Raw genomic sequence first — 23,526 nt, 5'->3', positions numbered from 1 at the left:
CCCCTTCGTCCGACGGGGCCGCGTTGCCCGCGTCATGGATCAAGACGCACGAGCCGGCTCGAGGGTTGCCCCGGGCCGGGTCACGACGTCGCGAAGAGCGCCTGCCCGATGTACTCGCCCTCACCAGCGCCCGGGGGCACGGCGAAGAGCGCGGAGCCGGTGAACTTCAGGTACTCCATCATCGCGTCGTTCTTGGCCATCGCCGTCTGCATCGGGATGAAGCGGGTCGAGGGGTCGCGCACGTAGGCGAGGAAGAACAGGCCGGCGTCGAGCGTTCCGAGGTCGGTCGACCCGTCGACGAAGTTGTACCCCCGGCGCAGGATGCGCACGCCGTCGTTGTGGTCGGGGTGCACGACGGCGACGTGCGAGTCCGTGGGCACGATCGGGCCGCCGCGACCGGGCATCGTGAAGTCGGGGTCGGCGTGCTCCTCGCCGCCGGACAGCGGGGCCCCCGAGGACTTGGTGCGGCCGATGACCGCCTCCTGGTCGGCCAGGCCCTGCCGGTCCCAGGTCTCGATGACCATGTTGATCCGTCGGACGGCGAGGTAGGACCCGCCGGCGAGCCACCGCGCGCCGTCGTCCTCGGGCTGGACCCACACGTGCTCGTCGAGCGCGTCGGTCTCCTCGGCAAGGATGTTCTTCGTCCCGTCCTTGAAGCCGAAGAGGTTGCGGGGAGTCGCCTGCCCGCTTGTCGTGCTCGAGGTGCGGCCGAAGCCGAGCTGCGACCAGCGCACGGCGACGGTGCCCATGCCGACTCGGGCCAGGTTGCGGATCGCGTGGACAGCCACCTGCGGGTCGTCGGCGCAGGCCTGGACGCACAGGTCGCCGCCGCTGCGCGCGGGGTCGAGGAGGTCGCCGGGGAAGTGGGGGAGCGGCTCGAGCGCCGCCGGCCTCCGGTCTGCCAGGCCGAAGCGGTCCTTGCCGTCCGCGTCGGCGAAGAGCCCCGGGCCGAAGCCGAAGGTGATCGTCAGGCGCGAGGGCGGCAGCCCGATCGCCTCACCGGTGTCGTCAGGGGGCAGGCGGTAGTCGCCCTCCACGGGACCGATCGGCCCCGCGGAGCCGCCCGCCATCATCCGCTCGGCGGCCTCGGTCCACTCCTTGAGCAGCGAGATCAGCCGCGCCCGCGACGTCGTCGTGACGTCGAAGGCCGCGAAGTGCAGCCGGTCCTGGACCGGGGTCGTGATCCCCGGCTGGTGGGCACCCCGCAGGGCGAAGGGGGAGGAGGTCGCCCCCTTCGTCGACTCGGCCGCGGTGGCCCGGCCCGCGCCGAAGCCGCCGGCGACGCCCACGGCGGCCGCGACCGCGCCCGTGCCGAGCATCGCCCGACGCGAGGGGGTGTGCCCCGCACGCTCCTGCGGCTCCTCGGGCGACTCCTGCGGCGGGTCCTCGTGCGGCTGCTCGCGCGGCTCCTCGCTCATCGTCAGACGACCGCCGCGGTGAGCTTGGACAGCGGCTCGGACAGCGCGTTGACCGCGTCGGACAGCTCCTTGACCTCGTCCTTGCTCAGGTCGGTGTAGGAGACGAAGCCGTCGCCCTTCTTGTGCTCGTCGAGCAGGTCCTGCAGCTCCGCGAAGCGGGAGTCGAGCTGCCTGGCCAGGGCGGAGTTGCCGTTGTCCATGAGGATCGGCCGGACGCCGTCGTAGCCGACCTTGGCGCCGTCGACATTGGCCTGGAAGTCCCACAGGTCGGTGTGCGACCAGGCCTCCTCCTCGCCGGTGACCTTGCCGGTCGCGACCTCCTCGAGCAGGCCTCGGGAGCCGTTGGCGATCTGGTCGACGGTGAAGCTCATCTTCTGGATGCGGCTGTCGAGGGTCTTCGTGTTCTTCAGCAGGTCGTCGCCGAAGGTCGTGCGCTCGGCGTCGGTGAGCGGCGTGTAGTCCTTGGCCTCCTGCGGCCACAGGTCCTTCTCGATCCGGTGCCAGCCGGTCCACTTCTGGCCGGGCTCGAGGTCGGCCTCGCGGGCGTCCATCTTGGGGTCGAGGTCGCCGAAGGACTCGGCGACGGTCTCGATGCGCTCCCAGTGGACCCGGGCCTGCGCGTAGAGCTCGCGCGCCTCGTCGTCCTTGCCGGCCTCGTAGAGGTCGACGAACGTCGTCGTCTTGGTGAGCAGCTGGTCGGACTGGTCCTTGACGTAGGCCGCGTAGTTCTTCTCCGCCTGGGCGACGGTGGCCTGGTCACCGGCGGCGACGGTGGAGCCCTTCGACGTCGCGACGGTGAAATCGGCGCGGATGCCCTCGCCGACCATGCCGGGCTTGCAGGCCGTCGTGTAGCTGCCGGCCGGGACGTTGACGACGAGGTCGCGGGCGAGGTCGGGCCCGATGTTCTCCACCTCGCCGACGATCCGCAGCCCGTCCTCGCCGAGCAGGTAGAACTCCGTGACCTTGGTCCCGGCGTTCTTGACCTTGAAGGTCAGGGCGCCCTCGGGCACCTCGGCGGTCGAGACCTCGCAGCCGTCGTCGGTGGACGTGACGGCGATGGTGCGCTCGTCCCCCTTCGCGTCGCCGGAGGGGGAGTTGGAGGTGCAGGCGGCCAGGGCCGACACGAGCAGGGCGACGGCGGTGAGGTGGCGGAGGGTCATCGGGCGTCCTTGGAGGGGGTCGTGGTGGCGAGCGAAGGGGAGGCCGGTGCGGCCGGGCGGATGCGTCGGCGGGCGCCGACGAGGAAGAGCGTGAGCACGGGGACGACGTAGGCGACCCAGGCGATGGCCTGCAGCACGGTCGTCTGCGGGGTGAAGTTGAAGATCCCCTTGAGCAGGGCGGCGTACCAGGTGTTGGGGTCGACGATGTGCGAGACGTCGAAGGCGAGGTCGTGCAGCCCGGGCAGGAAGCGCGCCTCCTGCAGGTCGTGGATGCCGTAGGCGAGGACGCCGGCGGCCACGACGACGAGGAAGGCGCCGGTCCAGGTGAAGAAGGTCGACAGGTTGATCGAGATGGCGCCGCGGTAGATCAGCCAGCCGAGGACGACGGCCGTGGCCAGGCCGAGCACGGCCCCGAGGAGCGGGGTCCACGTCGAGCCGCCGTCGCTGCTCGTGGCGCGGGAGGTCGCCCACAGGAAGAGCGCGGTCTCGAGGCCCTCGCGACCCACCGCGAGGACGGCGACGAGGACGAGGCCCCAGGCGCTGCCCTCGGACGCGGCGTCGATCCGGCCGCGCAGCTCGCCGCCGAGCCCCCGGGCGGTGCGGGCCATCCAGAAGACCATCCAGGTGACGAAGCCGACCGCGACGATCGAGAGCCCGCCTCCGATGAGCTCCTGGGCCTCGAAGGTCAGGCCGCGCGGGCCGAAGGTCAGCAGGGCGCCGAAGCCGAGGCTGACGAGCACGGCCGCGGCGACGCCGAGCCAGATGCGGGAGAGGAGGTGGCGTCGGTCGCTCTTGACGAGGTAGGCCACGAGGATGCTGACGACGAGGGCCGCTTCAAGGCCCTCGCGCAGTCCGATGAGGTAGTTGGCGAGCACGAAGCAGGAATGTACTCCTGCTTAGGTGAGCCTCACCTAAGGCCGGGCGAATGTCTCACGAGATGATCGCCACGGCGTGTGGAGCGGGCGACGGGAATCGAACCCGCGTAGCCAGTTTGGAAGACTGGGGCTCTACCATTGAGCTACGCCCGCGCGCTCCCCTCGAGCACGCCTGGGGCGCAGCCGTTGGAAGAGCAGGCGTTAGCCTAGTGCCCGCTCGTGGCCCGGTCACAATCGGGGCGCGCGGGGTATGGCGCAGGTTGGTAGCGCGTCCGCTTTGGGAGCGGAAGGCCGTCGGTTCGAATCCGGCTACCCCGACCATCTGAGGTCTCAGGACGACCGCTCCAGCAGCCGCTCGCGGAAGAGGTCGAGGACCTGGTCGAGGGCTGCGCGGGTCGGCTCGCCCTCGCGGTCGACGAGGTGCGTGGTCAGGACCGAGTGCGGCGCGCCGAAGCCGTCGGGGTTGGCCGCGTCGTCCGGCAGCTCGACCGCCACGAAGGCGTCGCCCAGCCGTCGCCGTAGCGTCGCGAAGCGCGACCCCGGTGAGACGCGATCTCCCTCGAAGCGCACCCCGAGCACCTGCAGCCCTGCGGCACAGCGCTGCTCGACGATCGCGAGGTCCTCCTCGCTGATGTCCGTGGTCTCGCTGCGTCGGCGGCCGACGGGCAGGGGGAGCGAGGGCTGGGAGAGCACCGGGGCGAGGACGCTCTCGTCCGTCGCCATGGCCAGGGCGAAGCCGCCGGTCAGGCACATGCCGACGGCGCCGACCCCGGGGCCACCGCACCGGGCGTGCTCGGCGCGAGCGAGGGCCCGCAGCCACGGGATCACCGGCGAGGTGCGCCCGAGCGCGAGGAGGGAGAACTCCCGGCTGACGCACACCTGCGCCGCCGTGCGGACACCACCGGCCGCGATGCGAAGGGAGGACCCGGCCAGCGCGTCGCGCCCGGCGACGCCGAAGAGGTCGGGCAGGACGACGGTGCAGCCGAGGTCGCGCACCCTCCGGGCGAAGGCCGCGACCTGCGGCGTGATACCGGGGAACTCGGCGATGACGACGACGGCCGGGCCGGTGCCCGAGCGCAGCACCGCGTGGTCGGTGCCCTCGTGGTCGAAGCCCTCGCGGGTGAAGTCGATCAGGGGGTCGTCGGCCACGTCATGCCTCGCTCGGACTCGCGCGCTGCCGCAGGTCGGCCGGTCAGTACTGCTGGACGCCGGGGGTGGCGGCGCCGCCGCCCACGACCTCGGAGAGGCGAGAGCGGCCCCCTTCGCGGTCGAGGCTGCGCTCGAGGCGGGCCGCGACCCGGCGGGTGGGCCACACGTGCCAGGCCATGGACAGCAGCGCCCAGAACCCGCCGACGAGGTAGGCCCACGCCGACCCGGTCGTGAAGGCCCAGGCGAGCGACAGGAGCGCGGGCGCCTCGATGATGGCGAAGCGGGTGATGGTCGTCTGCTGGAGGGCGTCGAGCCCGATCCGCAGGGCGGTGTCCTCGTCGGCGTCGCGGGGGACCGCCGGGGTCCGGTAGCCGACGACCTCGACGATGACGAAGGCCGCGACGTTGATCGCGAAGAGCGCCGCGGCCGTGACCGGCGACGGGTACTCCTCGAGCCCGAGGACGACGACCGCGACGACGGCGAAGATCACCAGGGCCCCGATGAGCGATCCGGCGATGATGCGCAGGCTCTGCAGGCGGGTGCGGACGAAGGACTCGCGGTCGGCGCTCATGGGGCCAAGGTAGCGGCGCATTCGGCCTGCGGGCGGGCAGCGGATAGAGTGACTGCTTGTGTCCCGGACACCCGGGACGGTGCGTGCGCGCCGGAGGGCCGTCCAGCGGACCCGACAGCCTGCGCCGCAACCCCCTTCGTCGTCCAGATCGTGTGGAGTGCCTGCAGTGAAGAGTGCCGTCGAGAACCTCAGCCCGACCCGGGTCAAGCTGACCGTCGAGGTCCCGAGCGAGGAGCTCCAGCCGCACGTCGACGCGGCCCTGAAGTCCATCGGGTCCCAGATCAACGTGCCCGGCTTCCGCCAGGGCAAGGTGCCCACCCGCATCATCGAGCAGCGGGTCGGCAAGGGCGCGGTCATCCAGGAGGCCGTCAACGAGGCCCTTCCCGAGTTCTTCGGCCAGGCCGTCGACGAGACCGGTGTCGAGCCGATCGGCCAGCCCGAGGTCGACATCACCGAGGTCCCGATGACCGACGGCGAGCAGCTGAAGTTCACCGTCGAGGTCGACGTGCGCCCCGAGGTCACCCTCCCCGACTACGACGGCATCGAGATCCAGGTCGACAACCTCGAGGTCACCGACGAGGACGTCGAGGCCAAGCTCACCGAGCTGCGCGAGCGCTTCGGCACCCTGGTCGGCGTCGAGCGCGCCGCCCAGACCGGCGACTTCGTCTCCATCGACCTCAAGGCGACGATGGACGGCGAGGACGTCGACGCCGTCGAGGGCGTCTCCTACGAGATCGGCTCCGGCAACATGCTCGAGGGCCTCGACGAGGCGCTCGTCGGCATGTCGAAGGGCGAGACCAAGGACTTCTCCGCCCCGCTCGCCGGTGGCGACAAGGCCGGCCAGTCCGCCGACTGCACCGTCACGGTCCAGTCGGTCAAGGAGCGCGAGCTGCCCGAGGTCGACGACGACTTCGCCCAGATGGCGAGCGAGTTCGACACCGCCGAGGAGCTGCGCGCCGACCTCGCGAAGCAGGCCGAGCAGTCGAAGAAGTTCGAGCAGGGCATCCAGGCCCGCGACAAGGTCCTCGACCACCTGCTGTCCAACACCGAGATCCCGCTGCCCGAGGGCATCATCGAGGCCGAGGTCAACCAGCACCTCGAGCAGGAGGGTCGTCTCGAGGACGACGAGCACCGCGCCGAGGTCGACGAGTCGACCCGCTCGACGCTCAAGACCCAGTTCCTGCTCGACGCCCTCGCCAAGACCGAGGAGATCGAGGTCGGCCAGCCCGAGCTCGTCGAGTACCTCATCATGCAGTCGCAGCAGTACGGCATGGACCCCAACCAGTTCGCCCAGCTGCTCGACCAGCAGGGCCAGGTCCAGTCGATGGTGGCCGAGGTCGCCCGCCGCAAGGCGCTGGCCGCGGCTCTCGACAAGGCCAAGATCGTCGACGCCGACGGCAATGCCATCGACCTCGACGACATCGTCCCCGAGGGCGAGCGCACCGGTGACGTCGAGGAGCTCGACGACGAGGCCACCGAGGCTCCGGCCGAGGAGACCGCCGAGACGGCCGACGAGCAGGCCTGACCCCCAGCACCACCCCGACGAAGGGGGGTCGCCGCCACGTGCGGTGACCCCCCTTCGTCCGTGCCAGAAGGGAGCCCGCCATGGCGACCACCACCGCACGCAATGCCGTGCTCGCGACCTTCGCGGTCTCCGGGCTGGCCTTCTCGACGTGGGCGGCGCGGATCCCGGCCATCCGCGCCCAGCTCGACCTCACGCCCGGTGAGCTCGGCCGCACGCTGCTCTTCGGCGCCCTCGGCTCGGTCGTCTCCCTGCCCCTCGCCGGGCGGGTCATCACGGCCGTGGGTGCCGCCCGCGCGGTGATGATCGGCGTGGTCGTCGTCGTGCTCGGCCTCCTCGGGCTGGGACTGGCCGTCGACGTGCTCGCGAGCGCGCCCACGACGGCTGCGGCGATCTTCGTCATCGCCGTCGGCATCTCGCTGTGGGACGTGTCGATGAACCACGAGGGGGCGGCCGTCGAGCAGCAGCTCGGCCGCACCGTCATGCCGATCTTCCACGCCTTCTTCTCCGGCGGCACCGTGGTCGGTGCGCTCGCCGCGGCGGGCATCGTCCGCGCCGGTGTCCCGGTCCTCGCCCACCTCGCCGTCGTCGCCGCTCTCGTCCTCGTCGTCGGGCTGTGGATCCCGCGCGGCTTCCTGCCCCGCCGGCTCGAGACGGGGGAGGAGGGCGACGTCGCGGAGCGACCCGGCAGCGCCTGGCGCGAGCCGCGGACCCTGGCCATCGGCCTCGTCGTCCTCGTCGCCGCCCTCACCGAGGGCACGGCCAACGACTGGATCGCCCTGGCGGTCACCGAGGGCCACGACCAGCCGGAGGAGATCGGGGTGCTCGCCTTCGCGACGTTCCTCGCGGCGATGACCGCCGGTCGGCTCCTCGGGGTGCGACTGCTCGACCGGTATGGCCGGGTCGTCGTGCTGCGGGTCCTCTTCGCGCTGGCTGCGGTCGGCTCGCTGCTCGTCGTCCTCGGGACGACGGCGACGGCCTTCGTCGGCGTCGTGCTGTGGGGAGTCGGCGCGAGCCTGGGCTTCCCCACCGGCATGAGTGCGGCCGCCGACGACCCGCGCCGGGCCGCGTCCCGGCTGTCGGTGGTCTCGACGATCGGCTACCTCGCCTTCATCGTCGGACCGCCCCTGCTCGGTGTGCTCGGCGACCACGTCGGCGTCCTGCGCTCGCTGCTGCTCGTCGGCCTGCTCGCCGTGCCGGCGGTGCTCGCCGTCCCCGCCGTCCGCGAGCGCGGCGCGGCGCGCGGCTGAGCTGCCCCGACCACCGACCTGAACCCGCATTACCCTAGGGTGATGCGGAGATTGAACGCGTGTTCAACCGCCACCCACGAGGAGGACGCATGACGGACGGCACCTTCCCCTCGCCTTTCCCCGTCGAGGACCCGCAGGCCCTGGCCGAGCTCGAGCGGGCGCAGGGCGACCTCGCCCGTGCCGTCGGTCGGCTCGTCGACGCGACCGTGCGCACCCGTCACGAGGGTCCGGTCCTCGACGAGGTTGCCGCCGAGGTCGACGTGCTCGTGGCCCGGCTGCTCGAGCGGTCGCAGGAGGGTCCGCTCGGCGTCGAGACAAGCAGCGACGGTCGCCTGCGCGACCACGCCAACCCCATGGTCGGCATGCGCAACCCCATCGCCCCGCCCCTCGTCATGACCGATGACGAAGGGGGAGTGGCGTGCACCTTTTCCCTCGGAGCCGCCTACGAGGGACCGCCCGGGTGCGTGCACGGCGGCTTCGTCGCCTCGGTCCTCGACCAGGTCCTCGGCACGGCCGCGGCCAAGCGCGGGGTGCCCGGCCTGACGGCCTACCTCAACACCACCTACCGCCGGCCGACGCTGCTGGGGACCGACCACGTCTGCCGCGCCCGCGTCGACCGGCTCGAGGGGTGGAAGGTCTTCGCCAGCGGCGAGATCGTCGACCCGCAGGGACGGGTGACGGCCGAGGCGGAGGCGCTCTTCGTCGTCCCGCGGTGGGCCCGTGAGCACCTGGGCACGCCGACCGGTGACGCCGGGGACTTCGACCCGCCGGCGGGTGCGTCGGTCGAGGGCAGCACCGACGCGGCGGAGGGCACCGCCACGTCGTAGCGTTGGCGGACATGAGCGATCGCGACCAGGTGTCCGCCGACCAGGTGCCCGCTGACCACGAGACCGTCGAGGTCGAGGCCCTCGAGGTCGAGGACCCGGGCGAGCCCAACTTCGCGCAGGTCTTCTTCCCCGCCCGCCCGCGGGCGCTGCGGCCCCGTGCCCGGCTGCGTCCGCAGGGCGCTCCCTCGGCAGCGCAGGTGCGCTCGGGGGAGCCGCTGGGGTCCAACCCCGTCTACGTCGAGTGGCTGCGGGGGCAGTCGATGCTCCAGGACGCCAAGGAGATCGCGGCGCAGTTCACCGGGCAGGGGTCGATGTGGCAGAACCCCTTCGCCCAGCCCGACCCCCGGGCGGCCGTGCAGACGGCGTCGGTGTGGTTCACCGCCTACCCGATCTCGATGATCACCCGCCCGGGCACCTCCTTCCTCGCCTCGCTCGCCGACCCGGTCCTGTGGCAGACCTTCCAGGAGATCGGCATCCACGCGCTGCACACCGGGCCGGTCAAGCGGGCCGGTGGGCTGTCGGGCTGGAGCCCGACCCCGAGCGTCGACGGGCACTTCGACCGGGTGGGCACGCACATCGACGAGCTCTTCGGCAGCGAGGACGACTACCGCGAGATGTGCCGGGTCGCGGCCGACCACGACGGCACGGTCATCGACGACATCGTCCCCGGTCACACGGGCAAGGGGGCCGACTTCCGGCTCGCCGAGATGGGCGTCGGCGACTACCCGGGGATCTACCACATGGTCGCCATCCCGCAGGAGGACTGGCACCTGCTGCCCGACGTGCCCGAGGGGCGGGATTCGGTCAACCTCGACGAGGCCGCCGAGGCGGCGCTGGCCGACGCCGGGCTCATCGTCGGCGAGATGCAGCGGGTGATCTTCCACGTGCCGGGCCTCAAGGACACCAACTGGTCGGTGACCGCCCCGGTGACCGGACCCGACGGGGTGACCCGCCGCTGGGTCTACCTGCACTACTTCAAGGAGGGGCAGCCGTCGATCAACTGGCTCGACCCCACCTTTGCCGGGATGCGACTCGTCATCGGCGACGCGCTGCACAGTCTCGGTGACCTCGGCTCCGGCGGTCTGCGGCTGGACGCCAACGGATTCCTCGGCGTCGAGCGCACCCTCGAGGGCCCGGCGTGGTCCGAGGGGCACCCGCTGTCGCAGGCGGCCAACCAGCTCATCGGGTCGATGGTGCGCAAGGTCGGCGGCTTCACCTTCCAGGAGCTCAATCTCTCGATCGAGGACATCCGCGACACCGCCGCGGGCGGTGCCGACCTGTCCTACGACTTCGTCAACCGACCCGCCTACCACCACGCCCTCGCGACCGGCGACACCGAGTTCCTCCGGCTGACGCTGCGGCAGGCGCACGAGCTCGGGGTGGACGCGGCCGGACTCGTCCACGCCCTGCAGAACCACGACGAGATGACCTACGAGCTCGTCCACTTCGCCAGCCGGCACCGCGACGACGAGTTCGACTTCCGGGGCGAGGTGACGACGGGGGAGGGGCTCGCCGCGACGATCCGTGAGGAGCTGACCGAGGCCCTCACCGGCGACGCGGCGCCCTACAACCTCGTCTTCACGACCAACGGCATCGCCTCGACGACCGCGTCCGTCATCACCGCCGCCCTCGGTCTGCGCGACCTCGACGCGCTCACCGACGAGGACGTCGAGCGGGTGACGCGGGCGCACCTGCTGCTCGCGATGTTCAACGCATTGCAGCCGGGCGTCTTCGCCCTGTCGGGGTGGGACCTCGTCGGGGCGCTGCCGATCCCCGCCGACGAGATCGAGCCGCTGCTGCGCGAGGGCGACACCCGCTGGGTCCACCGACCGGCCTACGACCTGCTCGACGTCGCTCCGGGGGCGACCGGGTCCGCCTCCGGCATGCCGCGGGCCCGGACGCTCTACGGCCCGATCGACGCGCAGCTGCAGGACCCGCGTTCCTTCGTCCGGCGCCTGAAGGACCTGCTCCACCTGCGCGGCTACTTCGCCATCGCGACGACCCGGCAGGTCGACGTGCCGGAGGTGGCGCACCGGTCGATGCTCGTCATGGTGCACGACTACGAGCAGGTCCCCGGTCAGCTGCAGGTGACGGTGCTCAACTTCAGCGGGGAACCGATCAGCGGCACCGTCATCAGCGAGCACCTCGAGCCCGGCTCGCGCCTGATGGACATGGGCGACGGCTCGACCTTCGGCGAGGTCGACCAGCTCCACGGCTTCCACGTCGAGCTCGAGGGCTTCGCCGGCCTGTCGCTCCTGGTGACGCCGGCGAAGGGGTGAGCTCCCCCCTTCGCCATGGTGTTGCGCTCACGGCGAACACGGCCGGGAGGCGGGAAACATGCGCGGGGAGCGGGCGTTAGGGTCAGTGAAAGTCGTGAACACGAGAGCAACCGCCGACACGGCGGAGAAGCGAGTGAGCGTGAGCAACAGCAGCGAGATCGTCGCAGCCGGCCCGCAGGGCGGGATGGGTCTCGACGACCACATCTACCAGCGCCTCCTCAAGGAGCGCATCATCTTCCTCGGCTCCGATGTGCGTGACGACAACGCCAACGCCATCGCCGCCCAGATGCTGCTCCTCGCGGCGGAGGACCCCGAGAAGGACATCTGGCTGTACATCAACAGCCCCGGTGGCTCGATCTCCGCCGGCATGGCGATCTTCGACACGATGAAGTGGATCCCCAACGACGTCGCGACGGTCGCCATGGGTCTGGCCGCCTCGATGGGCCAGTTCCTGCTGTCGGCCGGCACGAAGGGCAAGCGCTACGCGACCCCGCACGCGAGGGTCATGATGCACCAGCCCTCCGGCGGCATCGGCGGTACCGCCTCGGACATCAAGATCCAGGCCGAGCAGATGCTCTTCGTCAAGACGCAGATGGCCGAGCTCATCGCCGAGCACACCGGCCAGACCGTCGAGCAGATCCACAAGGACTCCGACCGCGACCGGTGGTTCGGCGCCCAGGAGGCCAAGGAGTACGGCTTCGTCGACCACGTCTTCGAGCGCTCCGACCAGGCCGGTCGCCCGACCGACAACCCGATCAGCGACTGAGCCGACCCCGAGCCTTCCAGGAGACACCATGAACTTCGACGCACAGCTGCGTACCCACCAGCCGGGCTCGGCCCCCCTTCGTCCCGGGCCGTCCAGCCGCTACATCCTGCCGAACTTCGAGGAGCGCACCTCCTACGGCATGAAGCGGATGGACCCGTACACCAAGCTCTTCGAGGACCGGATCATCTTCCTCGGCGTGCAGGTCGACGACGCCTCCGCGGACGACATCATCGCCCAGCTGCTCGTGCTGGAGTCGATGGAGCCCGAGCGCGACATCCTCATGTACATCAACAGCCCGGGTGGCAGCTTCACTGCCATGACGGCGATCTACGACACGATGCAGTACATCCGTCCCGACATCCAGACCTTCGTCATCGGTCAGGCCGCGTCGGCGGCGGCGGTGCTCCTCGGCGCCGGTGCCCCGGGCAAGCGCTTCGCCCTGCCCAACAGCCGCATCCTCATCCACCAGCCGGCGCTCGCCGGCGGTGAGTACGGCCAGGCCTCCGACATCGAGATCCAGGCCAACGAGGTGCTGCGCATGCGCACCTGGCTCGAGGAGACCTGGGCCAAGCACTCCGGCAAGACGGCCGAGGAGGTGCGCGAGGACATCGAGCGCGACAAGATCCTCTCGGCGCAGGAGGCCAAGGACTACGGCCTCATCGACGAGGTGCTCACCCCGCGCAAGGCCTCGCTCGAGGACTGACCGCGGCGACAGAGCCACCACGACCGCAGGGCCCCGGAGAGCGATCTCCGGGGCCCTGCGTCGTGCCGCGCCGGCCGTGGAACCGAACCAGGGTGGGAGACGTCCAAGGACCATGCGACGTCTGCTCCTGCCGCTCCTGGCGGCTCTGCTGGCCCTGCCGGTCGTGGTCCTCACCGCGCCCGCGGCCCAGGCCTGCTCGTGCGCCGTGAGCAGCCCGGCACGTCTCGTCGACCGCGCGGCGCTCGTCGCGCGGGTCGAGGTCGCCGCCCGCGACGAGCACACGAGCGCCGACGGGATGGCCGGCTCGCGCTACGACGTCGTCGTGCGAAGGGAGTGGAAGGGACCCGGGCAGCAGCGGGTCACCGTCGTCAGCCGCGACGACTCCGCCTCGTGCGGCGTGCGGCTGGGAGTCGGGCGGGAGTACCTGGTGCTGGCCACGCGTGCGGGCGACGCCTGGCGGGTCGAGCTGTGCGGCGGGACGACGGTGCTGACCTCGGGCCCCCCGCAGGGTGCGGTCACGGTTGCCGACGTCGAGGAGCGGCTCGGTGCCGGGACGACACCGGTGGCGGCCTCCCCTTCGTCCGCGCCGACGTCCGACGAGGACTCCGACGGGTGGTGGCGGCCTCGCGAGGCCGCGTGGCTGTGCTTCTCGATCGTCCTGGCGCTCGTCGTGGGCATCGCGCAGATCATGCGGGACGACGACGAGGCCGACGACTGACGGGCGGTGGGGCGGTCGGGCGGTTGCGCTGTCAGCGGAACGGCGCGACGCGCCCCCGTCGGTCGGTGTCCAATGGGAGACGACCGGCACCCACTTGGGTACGGTCGAGGCACGCGACCCACGTGGTCGACCCGGGATCGAGAGGACACCTGACGTGGCACGAGTCGGAGAGAGCGGCGACCTGCTCAAGTGCTCCTTCTGCGGCAAGTCCCAGAAGCAGGTGAAGAAGCTCATCGCCGGGCCCGGTGTCTACATCTGCGACGAGTGCATCGACCTGTGCAACGAGATCATCGAGGAGGAGCTCACCGACTCGGGTGACCTCGGCCTCGACGAGCTGCCCAAGCCGCGCGAGATCTACGACTTCCTCGAGACCTACATCATCGGTCAGGACAAGGCGAAGAAGGCGCTCGCCGTCGCCGTCTACAACCACTACAAGCGGATCCAGGCCGACGAGGGCGCGGTCGCCAAGCGCGACGAGGACCACGTCGACATCGCGAAGTCCAACATCCTGCTCATCGGCCCGACCGGCTGCGGCAAGACCTATCTCGCGCAGACCCTCGCCCGCATGCTCAACGTCCCCTTCGCGATCGCCGACGCGACCGCCCTGACCGAGGCCGGCTACGTCGGCGAGGACGTCGAGAACATCCTCCTCAAGCTCATCCAGGCCGCCGACTACGACACGAAGAAGGCCGAGCAGGGGATCATCTACATCGACGAGATCGACAAGGTCGCCCGCAAGTCGGAGAACCCCTCGATCACCCGTGACGTCTCCGGCGAGGGTGTGCAGCAGGCGCTGCTGAAGATCCTCGAGGGCACGACGGCGTCGGTGCCCCCGCAGGGCGGGCGCAAGCACCCGCACCAGGAGTTCATCCAGATCGACACGACCAACGTGCTCTTCATCGTCGGCGGCGCCTTCGCCGGCCTGGAGAAGATCATCGAGTCGCGCGTCGGCAAGAAGGGCCTGGGCTTCGGCTCCGAGCTGCACAAGGCGACCGACCTCGCCGAGGCGATCACCGACGTCATGCCCGAGGACCTGATGAAGTTCGGCCTCATCCCCGAGTTCATCGGCCGTCTGCCGATCATCACGACGGTCACCCCGCTCGACCGCGAGGCCCTCGTGCAGATCCTCGCCGAGCCCAAGAACGCTCTCGTCAAGCAGTACCGCAAGATGTTCGAGATCGACGGCGTCGAGCTGGAGTTCACCGACGACGCCCTCGAGGCGATCGCCGACTCCGCCATCGCCCGCGGCACGGGAGCCCGTGGCCTGCGCGCGATCATGGAGGAGGTCCTCATGCCGGTCATGTTCGACACCCCGAGCGACGACGGCATCAAGCAGATCGTCGTCAGCGCCGAGGTCGTGCGCGACAACGTCCTGCCGACGATCGTGCGCCACGAGGAGAGCGGCAAGCGCAAGCACAAGCGCTCCGCCTGACACCCCCCGCTGGCTGAGGAGGTCGTCCGCGGCCGTCTCGAAGCCACCACGCTGGCTGAGGAGGCCGTCCGCGGCCGTCTCGAAGCCTGACAGGATGTCGGTGTGAACGCGCCCTTCCGCCTCGTGCAGGGATCGTCCGGGCCACGGCAGCAGAGCCCGACGACGTGCGGGTCCGCGTGCGCGACGGTCGCCCGGATGCTCGTCGACGCTCCCTTCGCCCGCTGGGTCGCCACCGGTGAGGGGCACCCGGTGCCGGGCGCCGAGGGTGCCACCGCAGCGGAGCGCTTCGCGGCCTGGGAACGGCTCGTCCACGCTCGCACCAACGGCTGGCGCGGCCCCGGCGGCGGCTTCACCCTCGCGTGGCCGCAGGCGCTCGGCACGCCCCCGTGGGGCCTCGCGCACGAGCTCGAGCACGGCGGCTCCCGGCCGGGCACGCGCTATCGGATCATCTCCGTGCGAGCCCACTCCGAGGAGTCGCTGCGCGCCCGCTACCGGCGGCTGCTCGACCTCGTCGTCGACGGTGAGCCGGCCGCGCTCTACGTCGGCAGCCGCCTGCTGCCGCGGCACGTCACGCTCGTGCTCCCGGGCGAGCGGCCGGACGTGCTCCACGTCTACGAGCCGGCGAGCGGTTCGGTGCAAGTGCTCGAGGAGGACGCCTTCGCCACCCGCCGGCTGCGCCTCGGCGGCTGGGCCGTGCCGTGGATCCTCGTCCAGCCGACCGGTCACCGACGTGTGCTCGACGGATCGGCGGCCACGGCCGCCTGGCGGGTGCCCCGGCTGGCCCCCGAGCCGTCGACCGACCTGCTGCGCGAGGCTGACCCCGACACCGTCTGACGACGCAGGGCCCGCCTCCCTCGGGGAGTCGGGCCCTGCGTCGTCAGGTCGTCAGTTCTTCGGCGGCTTGACGAAGGGGATGAGCTCGACGTCGCGCAGGACGACCTCGTCGCCCTCGGCGTAGTCGAAGCTCCCCGTCAGGCGGCCGGCCGCCCGCAGGTCGGGCTCGCCCGCGCGCACCCGGTCGGCGGTCGCGGCCGGAGCCACGAGCGTCGCTGCGGTGATCTCGCTGCGCATGCCGACCTTGGCGTCGGACTTGGCCTTGCGTACCTGGCTCAGGGCCGTGCCGACGGCTGCGAGGACCTGCGGGTCACCGGCCTCCGCGAGGGCCAGCTCGGTGGCCTCGGGCCAGGTCGCGCGGTGCACCGACCCCTCCTGCCACCACGACCAGACCTCCTCGGTCGCGTAGGGGAGGAAGGGCGCGAGCAGGCGCAGCACGACCGACAGCGCGAGCCGCAGCGCGGCGCGTGCCGACGGGTCGCCACCGTGGGCGCGGTCCTTGACGAGCTCGATGTAGTCGTCGCAGAAGGTCCAGAAGAAGGTCTCGGTGACGTCGAGCGAGCGGGTGTAGTCCCACGCCTCGAAGCCGCTGGTCGCATCGCCCACGACCTGCTGCAGGGCCGCGATCATCGCCCGGTCGAGCGGCTCAGTGATCACCGAGGCCAGCCCCTGGCGGTCGTCGAGCTCGGGCTCGCCGAAGCCGAGGGCGAACTTGCTGGCGTTGAGCAGCTTGATCGCCAGACGGCGGCCGATCTTCATCTGACCGGTGTCGTAGGCCGCGTCGGTTCCCAGGCGACCGGACGCCGCCCAGTAGCGCACGGCGTCGGCGCTGTGCTCGACGACGACGTCCTCGGGCGTGACGACATTGCCCTTCGACTTGCTCATCTTCTTGCGGTCGGGGTCGAGGATCCACCCGGAGATCGCGGCGTTCTTCCACGGGGCGCTGCCGTGCTCGAAGTGCGCGCGCACGACGGTCGCGAAGAGCCAGGTGCGGATGATGTCGTGGCCCTGCGGGCGCACGTCCATCGGGAAGACCTTGCCGAAGAGGTCGCTCTCGCCACGCTCGCCCGCGAGCCAGTCGCCGGCGATCTGCGGGGTGAGCGAGGAGGTCGCCCAGGTGTCCATGACGTCGGGGTCGCCGGTGAAGCCGCCGGGCTGGTCGCGCTGGTCCTCGGTGTAGCCGGTGGGCACCTGCGCCATCGGGTCGATGGGCAGCTGCTCCTCGGTCGGCACGAGCGGGCTGTCGTACTGCGGCTGGCCATCGCCGTCGAGGGCGTACCAGACGGGGATCGGGATGCCGAAGAAGCGCTGGCGCGAGATCAGCCAGTCGCCGTTGAGCCCGGCCACCCAGTTCTTGTAGCGCGACTTCATGAAGTCGGGGTGGAAGTCGATCTCGTCGCCGCGCGCCTGCAATGCCTGGTTGAGATCGGCATCGCGGCCGCCGTTGCGGATGTACCACTGGCGCGAGGTGACGATCTCTAGGGGCTTCTCGCCCCGCTCGTAGAAGTTGGCCTTGCGCTGGGTCTTCTGGGGCTCGCCGTCGAGGTCACCCGAGGCGCGCAGCGCCTCGACGACGACCTCGCGGGCGGAATGCACCGTCTTGCCGGACATCTCCGCGAAGGTCGCGGCGCCCCCTTCGCTCTGGATCCACTCGGGGGTCTCGCCGAGGATCCGGCCGGCGCGGGTGACGACGGAGCGGGTCGGCAGCTGCAGCTCGCGCCACCAGGTGACGTCGGTGAGGTCACCGAAGGTGCAGCACATCGCGATGCCGGCGCCCTTGTCCATCTCCGCGGACGGGTGGGCGACGACCGGCACCTCGACCCCGAAGAGCGGGGAGGTGACGGTGGAGCCGAAGAGGCCCTGGTACCGCTCGTCGTCGGGGTGGGCGATGAGGGCGACGCAGGCCGGCAGCAGCTCGGGACGGGTGGTCTCGATGTGGACCGGGCCGTCGGCGCCGTGGAAGGCGACGCGGTGGTAGGCACCCGGGTAGTCGCGGGCCTCGAGCTCGGCCTGCGCGACGGCGGTCTGGAAGGTCACGTCCCACAGGCCGGGGGCCTCGGCGGTGTAGGCCTCGCCGCGGGCGAGGTTGCGCAGGAAGGCGGTCTGCGCCGTCGCGCGGGAGCGGTCGTCGATGGTGCGGTACTGGATGTTCCAGTCGAGGCTGAAGCCGAGGCGGCGGAAGAGGGACTCGAAGGCCTCCTCGTCCTTGACCGTCAGCTCGTCGCACAGCTCGATGAAGTTCTGCCGGCTGATCGGGACCTGGTCGGCGGCCTTGATGGTCTTCGTCGTGCCCTCGAAGGGGGGCGTGAAGTCCGGGTCGTAGGGGAGCGAGGAGTCGCCGCGCACGCCGTAGTAGTTCTGCACCCGCTTCTCGGTCGGCAGGCCGTTGTCGTCCCAGCCGATCGGGTAGAAGACGTTGAGCCCGCGCATGCGCTTGTAGCGAGCCATGCAGTCGGTGTGCGTGTAGCTGAAGACGTGCCCCATGTGCAGCGACCCGCTGGCAGTCGGCGGCGGGGTGTCGATGGAGAAGACCTGCTCCCGGGCACCCTCGCGGTCGAAGGCGTAGGTGTCCTGCTCACGCCATACGGCGCCCCACGTGTCCTCGAGGCCGTCCAGCGAGGGACGGTCCGGGATGCGGGCTGCGTCGGGGGCGGGGGAGTGCTCGGTCATGGGGTGGATCTTCCCATCACCGGTGTGGCGCGGACCAATCGGTCCGTGCCTGCTCCGGCGACCTACGAGACCGTAGGCTGCAGTCATGCGCCGACCCGAGCCCCTGTACCGCGCGATCATCATCGTCGCGCGGACCATCTTCCTCATCAACGGCTACCGCTTCACCATCAAGGGCGACCGCAACGTCCCCAAGCGTGGCGGCGCGGTCATGGCGATCAACCACACCGGCTACATCGACTTCGTGCTCGCCGGGCTGGGAGCACGCCGCAGCCAGCGGTGGGTGCGCTTCATGGCGAAGAAGTCGATCTGGCAGCACAAGGTGGCCGGGTTCTTCATGCGGGGGCTGAAGCACATCCCGGTCGACCGGCATGCGGGTGGGGCTGCCTTCAAGGAGGCCGTGGCCAAGCTCAAGGACGGCGAGGTCGTCGGGGTCTACCCCGAGGCGACGATGTCGCGCTCCTTCGAGATCAAGGAGCTCAAGAGCGGCACCGCCCGGATGGCGCAGGAGGCGGGCGTGCCGATCCTCCCGACGATCGTCTGGGGCGCGCACCGGATCTGGACCAAGGACGTGCCCAAGCGTCTGGGGCGCACCAACTTCCCGATCCACATCACCATCGGCGACCCGATCCACGTCGGGCCCGACGACGACGTCAACGAGATCACCGAGCGGCTGCGCGAGGTCATGAAGCAGCTCCTCGACGAGACCATCGCCGCCTACCCGCCCCTGACGGGCGACGAGCTGCGCTTCCAGCCCGCCCGCCTGGGCGGCACCGCCCCGACCTACGAGGACGCCTGGGCCAAGGACCACAAGGACATGACCCGCACCAAGGACCAGTTCACCAAGGACTGAGCCCGACGAGCGGGTATGTTGAGGGCATGCTCACTCGTCTCGAGGTGACGGGGTTTAAGAACCTCATTGATTTTTCCGTCGACTTTGGTCCGTTTACGTGCATTGCTGGCCCCAATGCAGTGGGCAAGTCGAACATATTCGACGCCATCGAGTTTCTGTCGCTCCTCGCAGACAAGTCGTTCATGGAAGCGGCTCAGTTGCTGCGCTCCGATGGTCCGGCTGGCGGTGACCCTCGTGCCCTCTTCTGGAGGAACGCTGAAGGTGAGAGCCCAGCGATGGTGATTGCGGCAGAGATGATCGTTCCTAGTGAAGTGGAGGACGATTTCGGGCGCACTACCCGACCGACAATGACTTTCCTGAGGTATGAACTCGAACTTGGCTATGTTCGGCCGCAGGGCGGAAGTTTTAGTAGACTCGGGAGAATTGAACTGCGGCGAGAGTCTTTGGTTCACATTACCCATGGTGAAGCGCCCTCGCACATTAAGTGGCCCCACAGCAAGAGGAACTTTCGCGACGCGGTGCTCAAAGGTCGCCGTTCTGGCGTCGCCTTCATCTCAACTGACCATTCGATGGATGAGGCGACCATCCGGGTGCATGCGGACGGCGGCAGTCGCGGCCAGCCGCGCACGTCTCCTGCTGCTAACGCGCCCCGAACTGTTGTAAGTACAACGACAGCGTACGACGACCCCACGATTCTTGCTGCGCGTCGTGAAATGCAGCAGTGGAGACAGTTGGCACTAGAGCCAAGTTCGATGCGCACTCCCGACTCGGCGAACGATCCGGATCACATTGCGTCGGATGGAGGCCACTTGGCGTCTAGTCTCTATCGTCTCGCACGGACGAAGGGGGAGCAGGTCTACGCAGAGATCGCAGCCTCTGCCGCCGCCCTCACCGACGTTCGAGAGATTGCCGTGGACATTGACGAACGCCGCGAGCTCTTAACTTTAGAGGCGCGGATGGGATCCGGCCTCATGTTGCCCGCAAGGTCGATGTCGGACGGGACGCTGAGGTTTCTTGCGCTCTGCATCATGGCTCAAGACGACGAGGTTGGCGGGCTCATCTGCATGGAGGAACCCGAGAACGGGATACACCCGGCAAAGATCCAAGAGATGGTCGAGCTCGTGCGGGATCTTGCAGTCGACCCAACAGAAGCACCGGGCCCCGACAACCCCTTGAGGCAAGTAATGGTGAACACCCATTCACCCCATTTCGTTCAGTTCCAAGAGGAAGCGGACCTGCTACTGGCAGTTCCGCTAACGGTGCGTACAGGCGAAGGGCCGCAAACCACCGTCGGTCTGATGCACCTGGCCGGGACGTGGAGAGGCGACAGTGTCGAGAGAACGATTTCGCGGGCCACGATAATGGACTACCTCACGCTCCCGGACGATGCGCCCCTTACGCTCGACTTCTAATCATGGCTGATCTAGAGGTTAATTTCGTCTTCCTTCGAGAAGGAACGTCGGACGACGGTCTCATTCCTCATTTGAGGTCTTTGCTATCGCGGGCCGGAGCGGATTCGGCTGTCGGAAGTTCTCGTGCGTACTCAGGGTCCGTCGCTGAACGTCTTGAGCGCGTTCTGAATGAGGAGTCTCGGCCGAGCCTGATCTTCGTACATAGAGATTCCGACAGTTCCGATGCGACCGCTAGGCGTAGTGAAATTTTGGACTCTGCTCGGAAGCTTGGACTGGCTATGCCGATTGTCCCGGTTGTGCCGGTGCAAGAGTTGGAGGCGTGGCTGCTGCTCGATGAGGCAGCGATCAGAGAGGTGGCTGGGAACCCTGCAGGTAGGGTGTCGCTCGACTTGCCCAAGATCTCTGCCATCGAAAGATGTGCATCGCCAAAAGAAGTCCTCGAGCGCGCGCTAATCGCATCCAGTGGGAAGTCTGGGCGGCGGCTGAAGAAGGAGAAGCGGTCCTTCACCTCTCGGCGGGAGGTCCTTCTACAGCGGCTGGACTTGGACGGGAACTTGCCTCAACTGCCGGCGTGGCAGCGCCTAGTCGATGATGTGAACAATGCCGTCGCTGGCCTGAGGCAGAACAGGGATTGAGCTGATCAGCCGCGTTGGCGGGGCGAGCCCGGCCCGGCACCGAACTGGGGTCACCGAATCCGGTCACGGCATAGAGGTAGGTCTGCAGATGAACCTCATGCAGTGAGGGCGAGGTCCTCCCCGGCGAGCCGGGCGTAGGCGCCGCCCCGGGCGAGCAGGGCGAGGTGCTCGCCCCGCTCGGCGACCCGCCCGCCCGCGAGCACGAGGATCTCGTCCGCGGACTCGATGGTGCTCAGTCGGTGGGCGATGGTGATCGTCGTCCGGCCGCGGGCCAGCGCGTCGAGGGCGGCCTGCAGCTCACGCTCGGTGTCGTTGTCGAGGGCGCTCGTCGCCTCGTCGAGGACGAGGACGGCCGGGTCGCGCAGCAGGGTGCGGGCGATGGCGATCCGCTGCTTCTCCCCACCGGAGAAGCGGTGCCCGCGCGCGCCGACGACCGTGTCGAGCCCCTCGGGCAGCGCCGCGACGAGGTCGGCGGCCTGGGCGGTCGCGAGGGCCTGCCACAGCCGAGCCTCGGTGGCCTCGGGGTCGGCGAGCAGGAGGTTGGCGCGCACCGTGTCGTGGGCGAGGTAGGTCTCCTGGGTGACGATGCCGATGACCTGGGTGAGGGTCTGGGGGTCGATGTCGCGCAGGTCCACCCCGTCGACGGTGATCCGCCCGCTCGTCGGGTCGGCGAGCCGGACGAGCAGCGAGGCGAGGGTCGACTTGCCGCTGCCGGTGGCGCCGACGAGCGCGAGGTGGGCGCCGGCGGGGACCGTCGCTTGGACGTCGGCCAGGGCGAGCCGGTGGCCGTCGGGATAGCGGTAGGAGACGCCCTCGATGCGCACGTCGCCGCGCACGGTCGCGGGGTCGAGGTCCACCGGGTCGGCCGGGGCGACGACCTCGGGCTCGAGGTCGAGGTAGCCGAAGACCCGGCTGAAGAGGGCCATCGAGGCCACCCACGAGGCACCGACGTTGAGCAGGCCCATGATCGGCCGGAAGATGCCCGACTGCAGCGTCGTGAAGGCGATGATCGTGCCGATGGTCATGCCGCCGCTCGTCGCGGGGAAGCCGGCAGCGAGGTAGATCAGGGCCGGGATCGCGGCGAAGACGATCGACATCGTCGCCATCCGCCAGCGGCCGGCGAGCTCGCTGCGCACCTCGAGGCCGACGAGGTCGGTCGAGGTCTGGGTGAACTCGCGGGCTCCGCGCCCGGACGTGCCCAGCGTCTTGGACAGCAGCGCACCGCTCACCGACAGCTCCTCGGTGACCTGGGCCTGCAGGTCGGACAGCCGGCGCTGCCGCTGGGAGGTGATCTCTAGCCGGGCCAGCGCCACCTTGCGGGTGGTCCAGATCGCCGGCGGCAGGACGAGGAGCGAGAGGAGCGACAGCCGCCAGCTCAGGGCGGCCATGGCGACGGCGGTGGCGACCGCGGTCGTGAGGTTGGAGGCGATCGAGACGGCCGTGCTCGTCACGATCGACTGCATGCCACCGATGTCCTGGGTGATGCGCGAGGTGATCTCGCCGGAGCGGGTGCGGGTGAAGAAGCTCATCGACTGCCGCTGCAGGTGGGTGAAGACGTCGGTGCGCAGCCGGTGCATGACGGCCTGGCCGACGCGCGTGGAGATCCACGTCTGCTGCACGCCGATGAGTGCGGTGGCGATGGTGACGAGCAGCATGCCGCCGACGGCGAGCAGGAGCAGGCGCACGTCCTGGTGGGGGAGCGCATCGTCGATGACGGTGCGCAGGAGGAAGGGGGAGGCCATCGAGATCAGCGAGCTGGCCACGATGAGCGCCACCACCGCGGCGACCTGCCAGCGGTAGGGGCGGAAGTAGGCGATGACCCGCCGCGCGCTCACGGGGCTCTCGGCGAGCTGGGCGCGGTCGCGCGGGTCGATGCGGCGGGGTCCGTGCCCGCCACCGGTCTTGGGGGATGTCGTCGGGGTGTCCATGCGGGCCCCTTTCATTCGTCTCAGTTCGTGATGCTGAGGTTACCTCACTATGAGGGAAGGGAGCAACTCGGCTACCGTGGTCGTCATGACGAAGCGGGTGGCCGGGTCGGCCTCGGAGGACCTCGGCGAGCAGCTGCTGCGCGTGGCCCGTGGCCTGCGCCGGGCGTGGATGGTCGACCTGTCGGAGCACGACCTGTCACCCCACGAGGCCCGCGCCCTGCGCGTGGCGGCGGACCGCGCGGAGGCGCCGCGGCTGCGCGACCTGGCCGACTCCCTTCGCATCGCCCCGCGGTCGGTGACCGACGTCGTCGACGCCCTCGAGGGCAAGGGGTATGTCAGCCGCGAGCCGGACCCGCACGACCGCCGGGCGAGCGTCGTCGTCGTCACCGACGCCGGGCGCGCGGTGCGCGCCGCCGTGCACGAGGCCCGCCGACGCAGCGTCGGTGACCAGATGGGAGCGCTCAGCGCCGAGCAGCGCGCGGCGCTCGCCGACGCGCTGACGACCCTCGAGGAGGGGCTGGACTGAG

General features: G+C 70.1%; 20 protein-coding genes and 2 tRNA genes. 14 read left to right on the top strand and 8 right to left on the bottom strand.

Annotation, left to right across the window (positions count from 1 at the left end; genetic code table 11):
• Positions 1-80 precede the first annotated feature (80 nt).
• The 4 genes from efeB to NMQ01_RS10420 form a co-directional block, all read right to left on the bottom strand.
• Positions 81-1,418, bottom strand: a complete 1,338-nt coding sequence (gene efeB / locus NMQ01_RS10435) for an iron uptake transporter deferrochelatase/peroxidase subunit (protein WP_255183872.1) — start codon at positions 1,416-1,418, stop codon at positions 81-83.
• Positions 1,419-1,420: 2 nt separating this feature from the next.
• Positions 1,421-2,578 carry an iron uptake system protein EfeO gene (gene efeO, locus NMQ01_RS10430; RefSeq protein WP_255183871.1) on the bottom strand — a complete coding sequence of 386 codons (1,158 nt, stop codon included), beginning with the start codon at positions 2,576-2,578 and terminating at the stop codon, positions 1,421-1,423.
• The gene (gene efeU / locus NMQ01_RS10425; RefSeq protein ID WP_255183870.1) at positions 2,575-3,453 is read right to left on the bottom strand and encodes an iron uptake transporter permease EfeU; all 879 of its coding nucleotides are present in this window, start codon (positions 3,451-3,453) and stop codon (positions 2,575-2,577) included. The genes efeO and efeU overlap by 4 nt, the downstream gene beginning before the upstream one ends.
• 79 nt (positions 3,454-3,532) lie before the next feature.
• A tRNA-Gly gene (locus NMQ01_RS10420) sits at positions 3,533-3,606 on the bottom strand.
• 91 nt (positions 3,607-3,697) lie between these two features.
• Here NMQ01_RS10420 and NMQ01_RS10415 point away from each other — a divergent pair.
• Positions 3,698-3,774: transfer RNA gene (locus NMQ01_RS10415), tRNA-Pro, on the top strand.
• Between the two features lie 9 nt (positions 3,775-3,783).
• Here the strand turns inward: NMQ01_RS10415 and NMQ01_RS10410 are convergent.
• Entirely contained in the window at positions 3,784-4,602 is an 819-nt protein-coding gene (locus NMQ01_RS10410; protein ID WP_255183869.1) for a dienelactone hydrolase family protein, read from the bottom strand.
• A gap of 43 nt (positions 4,603-4,645) precedes the next feature.
• The gene (locus NMQ01_RS10405) at positions 4,646-5,173 is read right to left on the bottom strand and encodes a hypothetical protein (RefSeq protein ID WP_255183868.1); all 528 of its coding nucleotides are present in this window, start codon (positions 5,171-5,173) and stop codon (positions 4,646-4,648) included.
• A gap of 166 nt (positions 5,174-5,339) precedes the next feature.
• Between NMQ01_RS10405 and tig the strand changes: the two genes are divergently transcribed.
• From tig to NMQ01_RS10360, 9 genes are all read left to right on the top strand, one after another.
• Positions 5,340-6,698: a trigger factor gene (gene tig / locus NMQ01_RS10400; RefSeq protein WP_255183867.1), complete on the top strand. Its 1,359-nt coding sequence runs from the start codon at positions 5,340-5,342 to the stop codon at positions 6,696-6,698.
• Between the two features lie 80 nt (positions 6,699-6,778).
• The gene (locus NMQ01_RS10395; protein WP_255183866.1) at positions 6,779-7,945 is read left to right on the top strand and encodes an MFS transporter; all 1,167 of its coding nucleotides are present in this window, start codon (positions 6,779-6,781) and stop codon (positions 7,943-7,945) included.
• 89 nt (positions 7,946-8,034) lie between these two features.
• A complete protein-coding gene (locus NMQ01_RS10390) occupies positions 8,035-8,772 on the top strand; it encodes a PaaI family thioesterase (protein WP_255183865.1) in 738 nt (245 codons plus the stop codon).
• A gap of 11 nt (positions 8,773-8,783) precedes the next feature.
• Positions 8,784-11,051, top strand: coding sequence for a maltose alpha-D-glucosyltransferase (treS, locus tag NMQ01_RS10385; protein ID WP_255183864.1), 2,268 nt, complete (start codon positions 8,784-8,786; stop codon positions 11,049-11,051).
• A gap of 184 nt (positions 11,052-11,235) precedes the next feature.
• Positions 11,236-11,817, top strand: a complete 582-nt coding sequence (locus tag NMQ01_RS10380) for an ATP-dependent Clp protease proteolytic subunit (RefSeq protein WP_255186358.1) — start codon at positions 11,236-11,238, stop codon at positions 11,815-11,817.
• 28 nt (positions 11,818-11,845) lie between these two features.
• On the top strand, positions 11,846-12,520 hold the full coding sequence (locus NMQ01_RS10375; protein WP_072625038.1) for an ATP-dependent Clp protease proteolytic subunit: 675 nt from the start codon (positions 11,846-11,848) through the stop codon (positions 12,518-12,520).
• 112 nt (positions 12,521-12,632) lie between these two features.
• The gene (locus NMQ01_RS10370; protein ID WP_255183863.1) at positions 12,633-13,238 is read left to right on the top strand and encodes a hypothetical protein; all 606 of its coding nucleotides are present in this window, start codon (positions 12,633-12,635) and stop codon (positions 13,236-13,238) included.
• Between the two features lie 154 nt (positions 13,239-13,392).
• Positions 13,393-14,670 carry an ATP-dependent Clp protease ATP-binding subunit ClpX gene (gene clpX, locus NMQ01_RS10365; RefSeq protein WP_255183862.1) on the top strand — a complete coding sequence of 426 codons (1,278 nt, stop codon included), beginning with the start codon at positions 13,393-13,395 and terminating at the stop codon, positions 14,668-14,670.
• Between the two features lie 102 nt (positions 14,671-14,772).
• The gene (locus NMQ01_RS10360; protein ID WP_255183861.1) at positions 14,773-15,504 is read left to right on the top strand and encodes a hypothetical protein; all 732 of its coding nucleotides are present in this window, start codon (positions 14,773-14,775) and stop codon (positions 15,502-15,504) included.
• A gap of 51 nt (positions 15,505-15,555) precedes the next feature.
• Here NMQ01_RS10360 and valS read toward each other — a convergent pair whose 3' ends face one another.
• On the bottom strand, positions 15,556-18,174 hold the full coding sequence (gene valS / locus NMQ01_RS10355; RefSeq protein WP_255183860.1) for a valine--tRNA ligase: 2,619 nt from the start codon (positions 18,172-18,174) through the stop codon (positions 15,556-15,558).
• 85 nt (positions 18,175-18,259) lie between these two features.
• Here valS and NMQ01_RS10350 point away from each other — a divergent pair, with 85 nt between their 5' ends.
• From NMQ01_RS10350 to NMQ01_RS10340, 3 genes are read left to right on the top strand one after another with little or no spacing between them, the layout of a single operon-like run.
• On the top strand, positions 18,260-19,024 hold the full coding sequence (locus NMQ01_RS10350; RefSeq protein WP_255183859.1) for a 1-acyl-sn-glycerol-3-phosphate acyltransferase: 765 nt from the start codon (positions 18,260-18,262) through the stop codon (positions 19,022-19,024).
• Positions 19,025-19,050: 26 nt separating this feature from the next.
• A complete protein-coding gene (locus tag NMQ01_RS10345) occupies positions 19,051-20,436 on the top strand; it encodes an AAA family ATPase (protein WP_255183858.1) in 1,386 nt (461 codons plus the stop codon).
• A gap of 2 nt (positions 20,437-20,438) precedes the next feature.
• Positions 20,439-21,071 carry a DUF4276 family protein gene (locus NMQ01_RS10340; RefSeq protein ID WP_255183857.1) on the top strand — a complete coding sequence of 211 codons (633 nt, stop codon included), beginning with the start codon at positions 20,439-20,441 and terminating at the stop codon, positions 21,069-21,071.
• Between the two features lie 95 nt (positions 21,072-21,166).
• Here NMQ01_RS10340 and NMQ01_RS10335 read toward each other — a convergent pair whose 3' ends face one another.
• Positions 21,167-22,999, bottom strand: a complete 1,833-nt coding sequence (locus tag NMQ01_RS10335) for an ABC transporter ATP-binding protein (RefSeq protein WP_255183856.1) — start codon at positions 22,997-22,999, stop codon at positions 21,167-21,169.
• Positions 23,000-23,084: 85 nt separating this feature from the next.
• Between NMQ01_RS10335 and NMQ01_RS10330 the strand changes: the two genes are divergently transcribed.
• Complete coding sequence (locus NMQ01_RS10330) at positions 23,085-23,525, top strand: MarR family winged helix-turn-helix transcriptional regulator (RefSeq protein ID WP_255183855.1); 441 nt, start codon at positions 23,085-23,087, stop codon at positions 23,523-23,525.
• The last annotated feature ends 1 nt before the right edge of the window (position 23,526 follow it).

Origin of the sequence: Janibacter sp. CX7 (genome assembly GCF_024362365.1) — a bacterium.
In the GTDB taxonomy this organism is placed as follows: Bacteria; Actinomycetota; Actinomycetes; order Actinomycetales; family Dermatophilaceae; genus Janibacter.
The sequence above is the reverse complement of the archived record's forward strand: the minus strand, read 5'-3'. Positions and strand labels throughout refer to the sequence as shown.

Coding starts and splice junctions, on each gene's coding strand:
- efeB (WP_255183872.1), bottom strand. CDS start 1,418: ATGAGCGAGGAGCCGCGCGAGCAGCCGCACGAGGACCCGCCGCAGGAG.
- efeO (WP_255183871.1), bottom strand. CDS start 2,578: ATGACCCTCCGCCACCTCACCGCCGTCGCCCTGCTCGTGTCGGCCCTG.
- NMQ01_RS10405 (WP_255183868.1), bottom strand. CDS start 5,173: ATGAGCGCCGACCGCGAGTCCTTCGTCCGCACCCGCCTGCAGAGCCTG.
- NMQ01_RS10395 (WP_255183866.1), top strand. CDS start 6,779: ATGGCGACCACCACCGCACGCAATGCCGTGCTCGCGACCTTCGCGGTC.
- NMQ01_RS10390 (WP_255183865.1), top strand. CDS start 8,035: ATGACGGACGGCACCTTCCCCTCGCCTTTCCCCGTCGAGGACCCGCAG.
- treS (WP_255183864.1), top strand. CDS start 8,784: ATGAGCGATCGCGACCAGGTGTCCGCCGACCAGGTGCCCGCTGACCAC.
- NMQ01_RS10380 (WP_255186358.1), top strand. CDS start 11,236: ATGGGTCTCGACGACCACATCTACCAGCGCCTCCTCAAGGAGCGCATC.
- NMQ01_RS10375 (WP_072625038.1), top strand. CDS start 11,846: ATGAACTTCGACGCACAGCTGCGTACCCACCAGCCGGGCTCGGCCCCC.
- NMQ01_RS10370 (WP_255183863.1), top strand. CDS start 12,633: ATGCGACGTCTGCTCCTGCCGCTCCTGGCGGCTCTGCTGGCCCTGCCG.
- valS (WP_255183860.1), bottom strand. CDS start 18,174: ATGACCGAGCACTCCCCCGCCCCCGACGCAGCCCGCATCCCGGACCGT.
- NMQ01_RS10350 (WP_255183859.1), top strand. CDS start 18,260: ATGCGCCGACCCGAGCCCCTGTACCGCGCGATCATCATCGTCGCGCGG.
- NMQ01_RS10345 (WP_255183858.1), top strand. CDS start 19,051: ATGCTCACTCGTCTCGAGGTGACGGGGTTTAAGAACCTCATTGATTTT.
- NMQ01_RS10340 (WP_255183857.1), top strand. CDS start 20,439: ATGGCTGATCTAGAGGTTAATTTCGTCTTCCTTCGAGAAGGAACGTCG.
- NMQ01_RS10335 (WP_255183856.1), bottom strand. CDS start 22,999: ATGGACACCCCGACGACATCCCCCAAGACCGGTGGCGGGCACGGACCC.
- NMQ01_RS10330 (WP_255183855.1), top strand. CDS start 23,085: ATGACGAAGCGGGTGGCCGGGTCGGCCTCGGAGGACCTCGGCGAGCAG.